This is a genomic window from Flammeovirga sp. SJP92 (genome assembly GCF_001583495.1).
Classification (GTDB): Bacteria; Bacteroidota; Bacteroidia; order Cytophagales; family Flammeovirgaceae; genus Flammeovirga.
In genome coordinates this window covers 45,871-62,717 of the sequence record NZ_LQAQ01000037.1, presented here as the reverse complement: position 1 = coordinate 62,717, position 16,847 = coordinate 45,871, and the positions used below count along the sequence as shown (strand labels likewise).

13 protein-coding genes are annotated in these 16,847 nt (G+C 37.0%); 9 read left to right on the top strand and 4 right to left on the bottom strand.

Annotated elements, in window-relative coordinates; translation table 11 throughout:
* Positions 1-77: 77 nt before the first annotated feature.
* From fucP to AVL50_RS09575, 7 genes are all read left to right on the top strand, one after another.
* Positions 78-1,436, top strand: coding sequence for an L-fucose:H+ symporter permease (gene fucP, locus AVL50_RS09605; RefSeq protein ID WP_082795739.1), 1,359 nt, complete (start codon positions 78-80; stop codon positions 1,434-1,436).
* A 9-nt stretch (positions 1,437-1,445) separates the two neighbouring features.
* Positions 1,446-1,862, top strand: a complete 417-nt coding sequence (locus AVL50_RS09600; RefSeq protein WP_062616281.1) for an L-rhamnose mutarotase — start codon at positions 1,446-1,448, stop codon at positions 1,860-1,862.
* Between the two features lie 2 nt (positions 1,863-1,864).
* Positions 1,865-2,548, top strand: coding sequence for a bifunctional 4-hydroxy-2-oxoglutarate aldolase/2-dehydro-3-deoxy-phosphogluconate aldolase (locus AVL50_RS09595; RefSeq protein WP_062616280.1), 684 nt, complete (start codon positions 1,865-1,867; stop codon positions 2,546-2,548).
* Positions 2,549-2,595: 47 nt separating this feature from the next.
* On the top strand, positions 2,596-4,245 hold the full coding sequence (locus AVL50_RS09590) for a UxaA family hydrolase (protein WP_062616279.1): 1,650 nt from the start codon (positions 2,596-2,598) through the stop codon (positions 4,243-4,245).
* Positions 4,246-4,614: 369 nt separating this feature from the next.
* Positions 4,615-6,051: a tagaturonate reductase gene (locus AVL50_RS09585; protein ID WP_062616278.1), complete on the top strand. Its 1,437-nt coding sequence runs from the start codon at positions 4,615-4,617 to the stop codon at positions 6,049-6,051.
* A 122-nt stretch (positions 6,052-6,173) separates the two neighbouring features.
* Positions 6,174-7,181 carry a sugar kinase gene (locus tag AVL50_RS09580; protein WP_062616277.1) on the top strand — a complete coding sequence of 336 codons (1,008 nt, stop codon included), beginning with the start codon at positions 6,174-6,176 and terminating at the stop codon, positions 7,179-7,181.
* Between the two features lie 111 nt (positions 7,182-7,292).
* Positions 7,293-8,711: a sulfatase gene (locus AVL50_RS09575; RefSeq protein ID WP_062616276.1), complete on the top strand. Its 1,419-nt coding sequence runs from the start codon at positions 7,293-7,295 to the stop codon at positions 8,709-8,711.
* Between the two features lie 239 nt (positions 8,712-8,950).
* On the opposite strand, the gene AVL50_RS09570 is transcribed toward AVL50_RS09575, so the two are convergent.
* The 4 genes from AVL50_RS09570 to bluB all read right to left on the bottom strand — a co-directional run bounded on the left by AVL50_RS09570 (position 8,951) and on the right by bluB (position 12,187).
* Positions 8,951-9,544, bottom strand: coding sequence for an NAD(P)H-dependent oxidoreductase (locus tag AVL50_RS09570; RefSeq protein WP_062616275.1), 594 nt, complete (start codon positions 9,542-9,544; stop codon positions 8,951-8,953).
* A gap of 192 nt (positions 9,545-9,736) precedes the next feature.
* Positions 9,737-10,747, bottom strand: a complete 1,011-nt coding sequence (locus AVL50_RS09565) for an alpha/beta hydrolase (protein WP_082795738.1) — start codon at positions 10,745-10,747, stop codon at positions 9,737-9,739.
* 45 nt (positions 10,748-10,792) lie between these two features.
* Positions 10,793-11,239 (bottom strand): nuclear transport factor 2 family protein, encoded by a 447-nt coding sequence (locus tag AVL50_RS09560; protein WP_062616274.1) that lies wholly within the window; start codon positions 11,237-11,239, stop codon positions 10,793-10,795.
* Positions 11,240-11,578: 339 nt separating this feature from the next.
* Entirely contained in the window at positions 11,579-12,187 is a 609-nt protein-coding gene (gene bluB, locus AVL50_RS09555) for a 5,6-dimethylbenzimidazole synthase (protein ID WP_062616273.1), read from the bottom strand.
* Between the two features lie 373 nt (positions 12,188-12,560).
* Between bluB and AVL50_RS09550 the strand changes: the two genes are divergently transcribed.
* Positions 12,561-15,341, top strand: coding sequence for a TonB-dependent receptor (locus tag AVL50_RS09550; protein ID WP_062616272.1), 2,781 nt, complete (start codon positions 12,561-12,563; stop codon positions 15,339-15,341).
* A gap of 63 nt (positions 15,342-15,404) precedes the next feature.
* Entirely contained in the window at positions 15,405-16,844 is a 1,440-nt protein-coding gene (locus AVL50_RS09545) for a right-handed parallel beta-helix repeat-containing protein (protein WP_062616271.1), read from the top strand.
* The last annotated feature ends 3 nt before the right edge of the window (positions 16,845-16,847 follow it).

Sequence of the window (16,847 nt, the reverse complement as noted above, 5' to 3'; positions counted from 1 at the left end):
CTTCGTGTCTGCCCTTCCTCAAATACCTCAACATTTCCCTAACTAAAAAATACGCGCACACACATAATTTACTAGCAATGAGCAATATTACAGTTGACAAAATAGACCTACAGAAAAAAGATGAGCAGGAGGGAGGCGCCGCTTCACCTTCTGGCAACGAGAAAGTTGTAGAAAAAAAATATTTAGTTCCTTTTGTGCTGATCACCAGTTTATTTGCACTTTGGGGATTTGCAAATGACATCACCAATCCGATGGTTTCGGCCTTCAAAACGGTAATGGAAATTTCAAATTTTAAAGCATCATTTGTGCAGTTTGCTTTTTATGGTGGCTACTTTACGATGGCATTGCCGGCGGCAATTCTTATCAAAAGATATTCATATAAAAAAGTTATTTTATTTGGCATGGGATTGTATGCTACGGGTACATTATTGTTTTACCCAGCGGCACAATTTCAAATGTTTGGTTTCTTCTTAGCCTCATACTATATCCTTACTTTTGGATTGGCATTTTTAGAAACTACAGCCAACCCTCTGATCCTTTCATTAGGTTCAAAAGAGACATCAACTAGAAGATTAAACTTAGCACAATCATTCAACCCAATTGGCTCACTTACAGGAATGTTTGTAGCACAGCAATTTATCTTATCAAAGCTGAATTCAGCGGAGAAAGCAGCGGATGGAAGTTTGATTTATTCTACATTACCCGAAGGGGAAAAAGCAATTATCAGAGCACAAGATTTAATGGTGATCCGCGATCCTTATGTGATGCTAGGTTTGGTGGTAATTGCAGTAGCAGTGATTATTGCAGTAACTAAAATACCAACTACAAATGAAAAAGACGATAACTTCAGCTTAGGCGATACCTTACAACGTCTGATTCAAAATGTAACTTACAGAGAGGGTGTAGTAGCTCAGATTTTTTATGTAGGAGCTCAGATCATGTGCTGGACTTTTATTATTCAATACGCTGAAAATATTGGGTATACAAAAGCAGAAGCACAATCATTCAACATCATTGCTATGGTACTGTTCTTATCAGGACGTTTTATTGCCACATTCTTAATGCGTTTTGTAAAAGCATCCATGTTATTGGCAGTCTTCGCATTAGGAGGAATTGGAATGATGACCGTGACCATTTTTGTTGGAGGTGATATTGGATTATATGCCTTGATTGGTACTTCAATCTTCATGTCATTGATGTTCCCAACAATCTACGGTATTGCTTTAGAAGGTTTAGATAAAGATGCAGAGTTTGGTGCAGCAGGTTTGGTAATGGCCATTGTAGGTGGAGCATTGATGCCACCACTTCAAGGTGCAATTATTGACAAAGGTGTATTAATGGGAATGCCGGCTGTGAATGTATCCTTCTTCCTCCCATTAGTTTGTTTCTGTGTCATTGCAGTGTTTGGCTACAGAAGATTTTTAACGACGAAATAAGCATTGAAAATGCAGTTTAAAAGATATTGTAAAACGCTTTCATTAGCGAACGACCCTTCTTTGATTGAAGATTATAAAAAAGTACATGCCAAAGGACAGGCTTGGAAAGAAATCACGGAAGGAATGAAAGAAGTAGGTATTCTTGATATGGAAATTTATCTCCACAAAAATCAGTTATTCATGATCATGGATACAGTGGCAGATTTTAACCATGAGGAAAGAATGAAGGAATTGGCTACGAAACCGAGACAATCGGAATGGGAAACATTTGTTTCTCGTTTTCAAGTGGCGGACGCTGATGCCGATGCAGATAGCAAGTGGGAATTGATGGAACGTATCTATGAGATAGAGCAGCAAGAGGACTACGATGCATTGGCAGGGCAAGTGAAAGAAATTTCTAAACTTCAACAAACACAAGAGGCATAATCATGGCAAAGTTCTCAAGAATTGAGGTGGTTTCTAAGATGAAATCCACAGTCATCGTTCCAGTATTTTACAACAGTGATCTGACAACCACTTTAGAGGTGATCAGCACTGCTTACAAAGCCGGAATTAGAGTTTTTGAATTTACAAACAGAGGGGAGCAGGCAGATCAGATCTTTATTGAATTGATCAAAGTAGTAAGAGCAGAGTTTCCTGATATGGCAGTGGGTATTGGTTCTATTGTAGACGAATTTACGGCAGCAATATTTATCCAAAATGGAGCAGATTTTATCGTTTCACCTTTATTCAATCCTGAAATTGCTAAAATCTGTAACCGAAGAAAAATCGCTTGGTTCCCAGGTTGTACAACTGTTTCAGAAGTATCTAATGCTCATGAATGTGGTGCAGAGGTAGTGAAAATCTTCCCAGCCAACGCATTCGATGCGAAAGGATTTATCAAAGGTGTAAAGGCTCCAATGCCTTGGACAGATGTAATGCCTACAGGTGGTGTTTCTCCAACTATTGAAGATATTAAAAGCTGGCTGGATGTAGGTGTAAGTTGTGTAGGAATCGGTGATAAACTATTAGTGAAAGCCGCTACAGGTTACGACTATGATGCTACCTATGACCGCTTACAAACATTAATGGAGTTTGTAGCAGATTATAAAGAAGGTAGTGTAGCTGTTTAAAATAACTATTTACTCTTTGAGTTAGAATATTATTAAGTAATAAGACGATGAATAAAGTATTAATGGTTCACCCTACGGACAACGTAATGGTGGCATTGAAAGATTTAGAAGCATCTGAAGAAATAAATTTTGAAGGACAACACCTAACAACAGTGGGTCCTGTTAAAAGTAAACACAAATTTGCTTTGAAGGATTTCAATGAGGGTGATGAAGTGTTTATGTATGGCGTTTTAGTAGGTAAAGCAACACAGCCGATTAAAAAGGGTGAGGCAATGACAACTGAAAACGTAAAACATGCTGCAAGTGATGTGGTAGTGAGAGAGCGTAAAACAGATTGGGTAAAACCGGATGTTTCAGCTTTTGAAAACAGAACTTTTATGGGTTACCACAGAACGGACGGACAAATTGGTACACAAAACATGTGGCTGGTGGTGCCATTAGTATTCTGTGAAAACAGAAACGTCTTAGCAGCTAAAGAAATATTAGAAGATAAACTGGGTTATTCAAAAGGTAGAGATTACGACTTGGATATCGACGGTTTATTACAAAAAATAGAAAACGGTGCAGACAGCAATGGATTGATTGATGAAGACATCATTATTCCATTGGCAGAGCAAAAGAAAAACCGTGCTTTCAAAAATGTAGATGGAATCAAATTCTTATTGCATGATGGAGGTTGCGGTGGTATCCGTCAGGACTCAGATACACTTTGTCAGTTATTGGCAGGTTATCTGAACAATCCTAATGTGGCGGGTGCGACATTCTTAAGTTTAGGTTGCCAAAATGCACAGGTAGATATCTTACAGGATGCCATCAAGAAGGTCAATCCAAAGTTCGATAAACCGGTGTATTATGTAGAGCAACAAAAGAGTTCATCCGAAACAGACTTCATCTCTAACATTGTCAAATACACGATGGCAGGGTTGGTGGAAGCCAATAAAGTAGAACGTCAAGAAGCACCAATTTCAGCACTTCGATTAGGTTTAGAATGCGGTGGTTCAGATGGTTTTTCAGGCATTTCAGCCAATCCTGTGATTGGGTATGTTTCAGATATGTTAGTAGCATTAGGTGCTATTCCAATCTTGGCAGAGTTTCCTGAATTGAATGGTGTGGAGCAAAGTTTAACAGACCGTTGTGTAGAGGAAAAAGATGCACAGCGTTTTGTGGACCTCATGGCAATTTATAAGCACAGAGCAGAAGCAGTAGGCTCAGGTTTTGATGCCAATCCTTCTCCAGGTAACATTAAAGATGGTTTGATTACCGATGCGATGAAATCAGCAGGAGCAGCCAAAAAAGGTGGTTCTTCACCAATTGTTGAAGTACTGGATTATACAGAACAAGTGACAAAGAAAGGTCTTAATTTACTTTGCACACCAGGTAATGACGTGGAGTCGACAACCGCTTTGGCAGGATCAGGAGCTACTTTGATTACATTCAGCACAGGTTTGGGAACCCCTACAGGTAATCCAATCACGCCAGTAATTAAAGTTTCTTCAAACTCAATTCTAGCGGAACGTATGAAGGACATTATTGACTTTGATACTGGATCTGTTATTACTGGAGAGGATACAATTGCCACTAAAGCAGCAACAATGCTTGAGTACTTATTGGAAGTAGCAAGTGGAAAATTGGAAACGAACTCTATGAGAATGCGTCATGATGATTTCATTCCATGGAAGAGAGGTATTTCCCTATAAAAATATAATTGTGATACCCCATATATCGCAGGTGAAAAGTCATTAGACATCACTTGTGATTGGGTGTTGGAGATGACTCCCGACTTCGATATCACCAAATTTCAAAACAAGGAATTTATCATTGAACACGATCCCTCGAAAGTTGGGAAGCTTCTCCAATGCTTAGGTTTTGTTTTTGGTAAAAAAAACAAATAGTCCAATTCTACAAGTGCTTAGCCGAAAGGCGGTGCTTGTAATTGGATATCGGAAAGAATTAAAAAAGATCTCAAGCAATTTGAGACATTTTCATAACAATACAGCCACAAGTGATGCAATCGCTTAGCACTTGCGACCTATTGAAATTGGTGGAAAAATAAAGAGCAAATAGCCATGAAACTGAATAGAACAACAGCAATAGTAAATCCTCGCCCAATTAAAGTAGTACAATTCGGTGAAGGTAACTTTTTAAGAGCATTTATTGATTGGATGATTCATGAAATGAATGTACAATCTGATTTCAATGCAGGTGTAGCCGTAGTACAGCCTATTCCTCAAGGATTAGGAGAATTGTTAGCTTCACAAGACGGTTTGTATCATTTATTATTAAATGGTATTGAGAAAGGAGAGTTGATCAACAAGCAAATGTTGGTGGATTGTATTCAAGAAGTAATCAATCCTTACGAAGACTTTAATGCTTATTTAAAACTAGCTGAGGTTGATACATTACAATTTGTATTTTCGAATACTACTGAAGCTGGTATTGTATACAAAGAGGGTGATCAATTAGATAGTCTTCAAGACAGTTTCCCTGGTAAATTAACAGCATTTTTACATCGTAGATTTACACATTTCAGTGGAGCTGTAGACAAAGGACTTATCATTTTACCTTGTGAGTTGATTGATAAAAATGGTGTAAAACTAAAAGAAATCATTCTTCAATACGCTTCAGATTGGAACTTAGGTGACGAGTTTGTGGCTTGGGTAAATGAAGCATGTACTTTTTATAATACTTTGGTAGACAGAATTGTACCAGGTTATCCAAAAGATAGAATTGAGGAAATTCAAAAAGACCTTGGTTTTGAAGATCAATTAGTAGTAGAAGGAGAGCAGTTCCATTTATTTGTATTGGAAGGCGATCAAAAAATCAAAGAAGTTTTACCTTTCGAAAAAGCAGGTTTAAATATCGTTGTTACTGACAACCAAGCCCCTTATAGAGAGCGTAAAGTAAGAATCTTAAATGGTGCACATACATTAATGGTGCCTGTAGGATTATTGGCAGGAATTGAAACGGTTAGAGAGAATTTAGAAAACGAAACAGTTTCAAGATTTATTAATACTTGCCTCACAGAAGAAATAATTCCTTCTCTTCCTCCAGCAGATGGATTGGTAGAGTTCAAGGACGATGTATTGGATCGTTTTAGAAATCCATTCATCAAACATTATCTGAAAAGTATTTCATTAAACTCTTTCCCTAAATTCAAGACAAGAGTTTTACCATCTATTCTTAGTTTCTATACTGAAAAAGGAAGAGTGCCTAAGCATTTATTGATGTCTTTTGCAGCGTTGATCAAGCTTTATGCACCAAGTGATGACTTCCAAGCACAAGATAACGCAGATGTATTGGAGTTATTGAAGACGGTTTGGGCGAAATACGATTCTAAAGAAATCTCATTGGAAGAGTTAGTACAGCAGGTATTAGCTTATACAACACTTTGGGAACAAGATTTAAACAAAATTCCTCAATTACACGAAGGAGTGGCCTATTATCTTCAAGCCATATTGAATGAGGGTGTGACTGCTTTATTGGAAAGCGAACTATACGTATAAAAAGTGAATAGTGGTGTGCTATTTAGGGAAGAGTAACAGTTAAAGAGGGAGGAGATGATCAAGTATCTTCTCATTCCTCTTTGCTCATCCCTTTTAAAGTTCAACTGCATTTATGTAGGAATATGAAAAAACATAAGATCATAACATTAGGTGAAGTTTTAATGAGGCTTTCACCTATTCGACATAAAAGATTTGGTCAGACTACGGAGTATGAAACCTACTACGGAGGTGCTGAACTAAACGTAGCATCTTCATTGGGCAATTACGGTATGAATGTAGGTATGGTAACGGTTTTACCGACACATGATATTGCTGATGATGCTCTGATGCACATGAGAAAGTTTGGTATAGATACTTCAAATGTACTTCGTTCTGAAGGTCGTTTGGGGTTGTATTTTGTAGAAGCCCCTTCAATGCAGAGAGGAGGAAAAGTGATCTATGATCGTGCAGACAGTGCATTTACAAAAGCAGCAATTGATACATTTGATTGGGATGCCATTTTTGAAGATGTAACTTGGTTTCACTGGAGTGGAATTACGCCAGCAGTTTCTGAAAGTGCGGCTTTAATTACAGCTAAAGCATTGGAAGTAGCAACTGCAAAAGGGTTGAAAGTATCAATGGATTATAACTATAGAGCGAAACTTTGGCAATGGGGTAAAAGCCATGAAGAAGTAATGCCTGCATTGATGGAAAAATGTCATGTTATGTCAGGAATTCATCCTGATGTTGATGTTTTAAATGAAGAGGTGACGGATCTTGATTTTGCTTTGTCAGGTAAAGCAATGATGGAGAAATATCCGAATTGTGAAGTAGTGGTTTTCTCATCAAGAGGTGTTAAATCTGCCAATCATCACACATGGGCAGGAGCATTATTTGATGGAAAAAAAGTATACAGAACTAAGAAATACGAACTGACACATATTGTTGATAGAGTAGGAGGTGGTGATGCATTTATGGCAGGTGTTATTTATGGTCTGCATGCTTTTGAAGGAGATCTACAACAGTGTATTGATTTTGCGATAGCATCATCTGCTTTTAAACACGGAATTGATGGCGATTTTAATGCTGTCAAAAAAGAAGAAGTGATGCAGATGATTTCATCATCAGACTTCTCTAAGGTAGATAGATAACCCTATCTTCAAGAAAATATTTTTTCTAAATAGACTACCACTCATCATCATTAGCCCACGACTTAAGTCGTGGGCTAATGATGAAAATAACAATAAATTTGAATATTACTTATGCACCGATCTTCTATACTATTACTTTGCTTTGGTTTACTGTCCCTTCAACTGTGGGCCAATGAACCACCTAAAGACAAAAAAGAAAAAACCAATGTAATTATCATTATCTCAGATGATCAAGGATGGGGTGATGTCGGTTTTAACGGATCAGATATTCCAACACCCAATCTTGACGCTTTGGCAAAAGATGGTATTTCTTTTTCACAAGGATATGCGAGTCATCCATACTGTAGTCCAAGTAGAGCTGGTTTATTGAGTGGAAGATACCAACAGCGTTTTGGTCATGAAAACAACATGCCTTATGTTGATCCAACGGATGACGATGGATTACCATTGGATGAAATCATGATGTCAGAACATTTTAAAACACAAGGATATACAACTTGTGCTATTGGAAAATGGCATTTGGGAGATCATGAGAAATTCTGGCCTAATAAAAGAGGTTTTGACGATTGGTATGGCTTTTATGGTGGAGGTTCTGATTATTGGGGAAAACCTAAAAAGGGAGATCCCATGCGTGGTGTATTGAGAGACGGGAAAGTTGTTCCTCAGGAAGAGTTGACTTACCTGACAGATGATTTTACAAAGGCGGCAACGGAATATATTGGAGAATATGCTAAAGAAGACAAACCGTTCTTTATGTATTTGGCTTACAATGCTCCACATGCACCAATACAGGCTCCTAAAAAATACTATGAGGATGTTGCTCACATTGAAGATGGAAGAAGAGCAGCGTACGCCGGCTTAGTAGTGGGGATGGATCATGGAATTGGCCAAGTGATTGAAAAATTAAAAGAAGAAGGGATTTACGAAAATACAATGATTGTATTTTATAGTGATAATGGTGCACATACGCATGGTGCTAGCAGTTATCCTTACAGAGGACATAAAGGAATGCTTTTCGAAGGTGGTATCAGAGTACCATTTGTGATTTCTTGGCCTCAAGGTTTAAAAGGAGGAAAACGTTATGAGGAATGCATTACCGCATTGGACATTTTTCCTACTGCAATGGCGGCGACAAATTCATCATTGCCAGACAAAGAATTAGACGGAGTGAACCTTTTACCTTATTTAAAAGGAAAGAAAAAAGGTCATCCACACCAAACACTTTATTGGAGATATTCTGATGGTGCAGGATATGCTGTCAGACATGGAAACTATAAGCTGGTTTATTCAGGATATAAGTTGGAAAGCTTCCTTTTCGATATGGAAAAAGATCCATTGGAACGCCACAATCTTGCGGAACAAAAACCGGAAATTGTAAAGCAGTTAAAAGGATTGTACACTGACTGGACCGAAGGTACGGTAAAAGCAAAGTGGCACGACCCTCATGCTAAAAACGTTTTAAAAGAAGAGAAAAACCGTCAGCAGTTTATTGAAAAAGCAAGTGCTGGCGAAAAGAAAAAGGAAATATAAAATTTTGGACTAAATACGTAATCTTATAATCAATTTGAATGCTTAACGAGGACATTTCGAAATATTTGCGATATATAAGTTAGATTGAAGAGCCGTTACTGCTATAGTAACGGCTTCTTTTTTAGTTTTTCTCTAGCTTCTTACAATTATTCAGGAACAATTTTTTCAAAAAATGTAGATTCAATTTTTAAGGTTTAAAACACTATAAATAATGAAAACTTAGTTTACAATGTATTTAATCACTTGATATTTTTACCAATTTCATAAGCTCTACTTAAATGATGTTCTCGCACTTTTTCGATCTCAGTAGTACCTCCAAGTAGGATGAATTCTTTATGATTAAAACGTTTGCCCATTCTATCATCCAGCATAATTTTTTTCATACTTTGAGCAATTCCTATTTCATGAAGGTAACTATTGGAATGGCCAGCTGTGCAGATGGATAAACCTAAAGGAATTTGCTTCATCGCTTGTATTTTGTTGCCCTCTTGATCATAGCCATAAGCATATCCTACAGAATAAACTCTATCAAACCAACCTTTCATGATAGCAGGAACATCACTCCACCAAAGGGGATAAAGGAAAATAATACAATCTGCTTTTTCAATCTTTTCATGTTCTCTAGTTACATCTCCAGGAATTGGTAAGTTTGTATTGGCGAGCCCTTCTCTTTCATATTCATCTTCCGTCATATTGGATTGAAAGTCCATTTTATACAAATCAGAAATTTCGAAAGTATGATTTGCCTCTTCTAAACCATCCAAAAGTTGATTTAGGATTTGATAAGTGAAAGATTTTTTACTGGGGTGAGCATAGATTATTAATACATTCATGTTTGTTATGTTTAGTTTTTGAAGAATACTTTAAAAGTAGTTTTTCGAGCACTATTATTCAACCTTTACCCAGTGGTTTGTATACGTTTTTGGGAAATAAAAAAGTTCACAAAAAAACCGTCACCAATTGGTAACGGTCTTTCATTGTATCTCTCATATTTACATGTTATGCACATAATACTCAATTAGACATTATAGTTTTGTCTTATACCAAGTAGTCGCTTCTTTCACTGCAAAGTTCACTTCTTCATCTTGGTCATAGAATCTGAATTGTTGCATTGGCGAAGCCAGATCAGTATCTACCCACTCTAACTTTTTATCGTCAGTGGCAATTTTCTCAAAGAAGTTTTTAGTATACTGCGGTAAAACACAACCATCCGAGTGGATCATTAAAGTGGCTGTATTTAGTTTTTCTGCATAAGGCATTGGATCAAGAGTCAACCAATCTTCCCAGCTCATTACAGCAAATTTGTCATTACTCCACTCTTTCACTGCGCCACGTTCAGGATTTAAATAATAGTCGAAAGGACCATACATTGCGGCACTTGGGTTGGTAGTTGAAATAGTTTCAATATAATCTACCTCACCTTCTGATTTATACTTATCTTTTGACTTTTGTGCTGCAGTGATTTTAGCATTTACACCCTCTTCACCACCATAGAAAAGCTTTACAGCCTCACCATCTTGTAACCATGAAGCAGCAGTCACAACAGCTTTGATTCTTTGATCTTCAGCAGCAGCCATAAGCGTATACATTGAGCCAGCGCATACAGCAAACGTACCAATTTTAGCTTCATCTACTTCAGGTAGTGTTTCAAGGTATGTTACAGCATTTTTGATGTCCTCAACTTTCATGGTAGGGTTTTCCCAGAAACGAGGTTCTCCTTCACTTTCACCATAATTTCTGAAATCAAATGTCAAAGTGATAAATCCATTATCAGCTAACTTTTGAGCATACAAACCTGCCATTTGTTCTTTGACTGTGGTCCAGCTTCCTGCTACAATGATTGTTGGATAACTTTTACCTTTTTGATAACCTTCAGGATAATACAGGTTTCCCACCAATTTCAAACCTTCACTTTTAAAAACTACTTTTTCAAAAGCATCACTTTTTCCTTTAAGCACTTTAGGTTTAATGTCTTTTGAAAAAGCTGTAAGACTGATAAATAAGCCGATGATTAGCGTTAATGTTCTTAATTTCATTTTGTTGTTGAATTAAAATTAGATGTATATAAATTGATAATTATTTTAGTCAGCGTATTGTAGTGACATACGCGTAATTTTGTCATTTTCATCCCACCAGAAATGATAGTGTACTACCCAAGTGAGCCAGTTTACTTCAGCTTTGGCATATCCTTCACTACTTTCTAAAGTTCTACGGTATCTAAATGTATCACCACTAGAAATAACTTCTCTTAGTGCCCATGCTCTAACGTTCTCTTTTCCACTGATTTCTCTAGAGACATCAAGAATAGAAATATCATCAGCAAAAGCCTCCATATAGGTGTCAATGTCCTCACTGTTTGCACCTGTTTGATAAGCAAGTATGGCAGCTGGAATATCTTCATCTGTCGCATCTTCTTCTATTGATTCTATGTCTTCTGTGGTTTCCTCTTGTTGTGCTGTAACATCGTTATTATCACAAGAATAACTGAAGAACCCTAGGATGAATAGAAGTAGTAATTTCGTTTTCATAATAGCTTATTGTTTGTACATGCAATTAAAATGAACTTTCATTTTTTGAACATTACAAATGTAAGAAGAGGTGTATGGAGTGTTATTTTGATTTCAAATCAATGAGTATAAATTTCAAAGAATGGATGTATAAATGTGCAATAATGAAAGTTTTAGTCAGTAGTAAATGGGCTTTGTAATAGTATAGGGTGTTGAATACTTGTCTTATTCATATTTGAATGGATATACTAAGAAAAAATTATATAATACTAATTCATATTATTTTTGGCTTAGTTCTTAGAAAATATAAAGCATAAAAAAATAGAGCACAATAGCGATAGTGTTGTACTCCATTTATTATTATACGTACTCAATATACGGTTTTGGGCTTCTTCTTTTCCAGTTTTCTTTCTGAAGCATGGGTTCTCCACCATAATCAGTAGCCGGTTTACCTACACACATATAGCCTAGACTTTGCCATGTTTCTGGCACATCAAAAAGTGCCTCAAATTTTTCATAGTCCATAATCGAGACCCATCCAGCACCATAGCCTTGTTCCGTCAATGAAAGCCATAGGTTTTGAACAGCACAAGCACAGCTCCATTCCAGCGTACTGCTATTGCCAATAGTGCCAATTGTAAAACCTTCCAACATGCCGTGATCACAGAATAGAGCAATCCCTAGAGGAGTTTCCTCTATTGCTTCTAGTTTCAAAGAACTGTATAGTTTGTGCTGTTTGTCATTGCTGATCCCCAATTTGGCTCTTTTATTAGAGTCATTGAATAACGCTTTAATGTCTTTTTTCTTCTCTTGGGATTTTACAATCAAAAAACGCCAAGGTTCAGTAAGACCTACCGAAGGTGCAGCATGTGCGGCATCTAATGCTTTCAATAATACCTCTTCTGGTACTTCGTCTTTTGTAAAATGTCTGGTATCTCTTCTTTTATGAATACAATCGTATAAGTCCATTATGTCTAGTAATATTTTAGTTTTAATAATCTGAGTTCTAAAATATCGAAGAATCTTATAAAAACGAAGCTATACGTACTATATATTAAGGTTTATGTGATTACCGCTAATTGTTTAAATACTTTAAAAATAGGGGTAAGGCTTAACATCATAACATTAGGTTCATGTGGTAATGAATGTAAAGTCAATTGTACACAGTGACTTACAAGCTATTTTTTAATCTTTTAACTTTAACAACCCAAACAGAACATTACATGGTGTTTTTTGTTACAAGTAGGGTATTTTTTATTACTTAATATTCTCCTAAAAATCATATCACGTATGGTCGCTTATTTTGCAGTGTTAAAAAACAAAACCAGTTATTTACCACACGATGACGAGAACAGTTACCTTATTATCTCTACTACTCATACTACCTTTTTTTGCACATGCAGGCGGAATTAAAGGTGAAGTAAACGGAAGCGACGGCGAACCATTGATTGGAGCTGTAATTTCCATTGAACCCATCCACAAACAAAGTATTGTGGGCATGGATGGTACCTATAGAATTAATGATCTCCCGCAAGGAGAATATACTATAAAAGTAAAATACGTTGGTTATAAAGACCTTATACAAACGGTAGCTATTCCAACTTCTGGATGGGTGTCTACCAATCTTACTTTAGACGTAGATGCGATTCAGCTGGATGAAGCAGTTGTATACGGTACGAAGGAAAGAAAAACAGCGGAGAGTGCTCGTGCTACTGAGAAAGTGGCTTCTAAAGTAATGACGGTTGTTTCGGCACAAGATATTGAACTGTCACCTGACTTAAACGTTGCAAATGTAGTACAAAGAGTTTCGGGTGTATCATTAGAAAGAAATAATTCTGGTGATGGACAGTTTGCAATTGTGAGAGGTATGGATAAAAGATACAATTATACATTAGTAAATGGTGTGAAAATCCCTTCTCCAGATAATAAAAACCGTTACGTTCCTTTGGACTTATTCCCTTCAGATTTATTGGACCGTTTGGAAGTGACAAAAGCATTAACGCCTGATATGGAAGGTGATGCGGTGGGTGGTGTGATCAACATGGAAATGAAAGATGCACCTGAATCTTATAGTGGTCAATTGAATTTATCATTGGGAAATAACTCATTATTTGGTGGTGGTAATCCTTTTATGTCATGGAACACCGCCGGCAATATGAATACACCTCCAAGCTGGAGCGGAATTAATAATGCCATACCTAGTGATTTTAGTACTAATCATTTATTGAATCAATATAAAAACTATGTACCAAATATTGTAGCCGGTTTATCAATTGGTAACCGTTTTATGAATGATAAATTAGGTGTGATGTTGGCTGGTAGTTATCAGCAAACAGCTAGAGGATCTGAAAGTACTTGGTACAGTACAGGGATGATGGCCGACGGTTCTACTTCTTTGGATAATATGGAAGATAGAGACTACTATCAACTCCAAAAGAGAATGGGGCTTCATGCCAAATTGGATTACAGAATTAATCAAAATCATTCGATTCAGTGGTACAATGCATTTGTACACTTAAGAAATGATCAGGTGAGAGACGTCACAAGAACGCGTACTTGGGGTAGCTATGATCCTATCAATGGTAATGCAGGAGAGATGAGTTATGTGACTCGTTACAGATCTACCATCCAACAGATTTTTAACTCTACGCTCACAGGACAGCATCAAATGAACAATTGGTTCAAGGCTGATTGGTCAGCGGTTTACTCTAAAGCCAGCAATAATATTCCTGATAATACAAAATTCTCGCGTTCTGGAAGTATGACCAATTGGGTAGAAGAACCTGAAAGAATTGCGGCGAGGTCTTCATTAACTAGAAGATGGGATTATAATGATGACGAGGATATAGCTTTGTACACTAACTTCACTTTCACTCCAGAAATCAGCTTTATCTATGATACAGAGTTTAAAGTGGGTGGTTTAGTGAGAAATAAAAACCGTTCGAATGATTTTGAGCAATACCGTTTTAATGCAGGAAGCAGAGCTTTAGTAAAAGGAGAGGACTGGAATGACATCACAGATGTAGATTGGATTATAGAAAACCCTACTGGTGTCAATTATTCACCAAACAGGTATCAATCACATGAAAATATTAGAGCCGCTTATGGTCAGTTTAAATTTGATTTCAATAAAAAACTAGAAGTGACAGGTGGTGTACGTGTGGAACATACTGATATTGGATACTATTTACCTCAACCAACTAATGAGATCATTGAAAATGACTTGCAGGAAATGAATCAGACATATGTGGATTTCTTACCAAGTATTCACTTCAAATATAAAATCAATCCAAAGTCAAACCTTAGATCTTCATACTTTAAGTCGGTGATTCGTCCAGGTTTTGCAGAGTTTGTTCCAATCGAAAATGGCGATACTGAAGATGATTGGACCGAAATGGGTAACCCTCTTGTAGAAAGAACAATTGGCCACAACTTGGATTTGAGATATGAATTATTCCCTAGCGGAATGGACAAGTTTATGATTGGTGGTTTCTATAAAAAATTAATCAATCCAATTGAGTACTCATTGAACCGTCAAGCAGGATACATTATGCCAGACAACTATGGTGACGCTGAAAATATGGGTATTGAAATTGATATCGTAAAGTACTTCAATAAGTTTGGAATCAGTGCTAATTATACGTATACACATTCTAAAATTGTCACAGAAAAAGCGTATTACGATAGAGAAAATCCTGATGATGATACTTCAGATATTGTGATTCGATCAGCCTTAGAAGAACGTCCTTTACAAGGGCAAGCGGCACATATCGCCAATCTTTCATTATTGTATAAAAACCCTGACATGGGCTTGGATATGCAGTTGGCTACAGTTTACACAGGCGATAGAATTCACAGTTTATCTGCTTTCTATGGCAACGATATGTGGCAACGAGGATTTTTCCAGATGGACTTGTCAGTAGAGAAAAAGGTTTCACCAAAGACGTTGATTTACCTGAAGGTATACAACTTATTAGACAACGCTTATGAGGTGGAAATTAGACAGCCTATTAATGATGCTCAATCGCACTTCCCGCATCAAGGGGAAGTAGGAGACAATGTACTTGTCCGCCAAGATTTTTACAGAAGACAATTCCTAGTAGGATTAAAATATAATTTCTAACATAAAAGATATCCTGCCTTTTTAAACCGGGGTGGGTTCCATTAAACTTTCAAAATTAAAACCATGAAAAAAGTTTTTATCTACAGATTATTAGCATTTTTATTGCTAGCTACACCAATTATTTTATCAACATCTTGTTCGAAAGAAGAAATTAACGCAGGAGATGATGATAGAGAACCCATTGATCCAGATGCAGGAAGACCAGAGGGGACAATTAGCATTGGTGGACGTATTAGTGATGATCTAACTTTAGAGAGCGGTGAGGAGTATTGGTTAGCAGAAAACCTTATCGTTGAAGATGGTGCTACTTTAAATGTGGAAGAAGATGTAACAGTTTGGGTGAGTCCTTATTTGAACCCTGAAATTGTAATTCACGGTAAAATGTATGCTTGGGGAACAGAGGCACAACCTATCCTTTTCACGTTATCAGAAGCACAGCCGGGTTACTTTGATTATGGCCGTGTAAACTGGGGTGGTATCAATGGCGGTCAAGTACCAGAAGGAACAACTCGCCCAGATCAGGAAATTGGTATGACTTACGTTACAATTCAGTATGCAGGTGGACCAATGAACGAAAACTCTGAAGCGGTTCGTGTAGGTAAATTAGAGCCAGGTGAGTTAGGATACTCAGTATTCTTCAACAACAACCAAGGCCAATTATATATGGAAAACTGTACTGTTGAGCACTCAGGTGGTGACGCTATTTATGTTGAAAGAGGTCAAATTGCTTTATTCCATAACACAGTAGCTTATGCTGGTACAACTGAAGATGAGGCTTTCAACTTCAAACAAGGTACTGTAGGTGATTGTGCTTTTAACTTAATGTATTCAGCGGCGACAAACGGTATTAAAATCAACAACTCTAAGCCAATTGAAAGCGATCAGCAGACAAATGTAAACATGTACAACAATACAATGGCGTACTGTGGCTGGAGAAGAGATGGTGAAAGAGGTGGATCAATCAACATTGAAAAAGATGCTAGAGGACGTATCTTAAACAACTTGATTGTTAATTCTAAATTTGGTACTAAAGTAGATCCATCTACTGATATTGTAGGAACAAATACATTGGTAAAAGGTAATTATTATTATGGTCACGTTGAAGGTGGTCAAGATAAAGGAAATGGATATTTACCTCACCACGGTATCCAGCCTTATGACGATGCTGACGATGATACTTCTGTAGGTCACGCTACATTCTGGAGAGTATTCCACGGTTCTTGTAACTTCTTTACAACTCCAGGTGTAAATGAGTGGACAGATGAGTTAGAAGACCCTCAATTTGTTTCATTCATTGATCAAGCGCCTAATGTAGATGGTGACGCCGCAAAAGAAATTGATTACAAAGATTTAGATTTCAGATTATCGTCTAACTCTCCTGGTATTGATTATGGTACTGACAATATGGATTTATTATCTGCTCCAGTAGTAACAGAAGTAGGTGATAAAGTGGTAACAAGACCAAACTTGTCTGCTACAGTGGGTGCCTTTGGTTCTAACTAATAT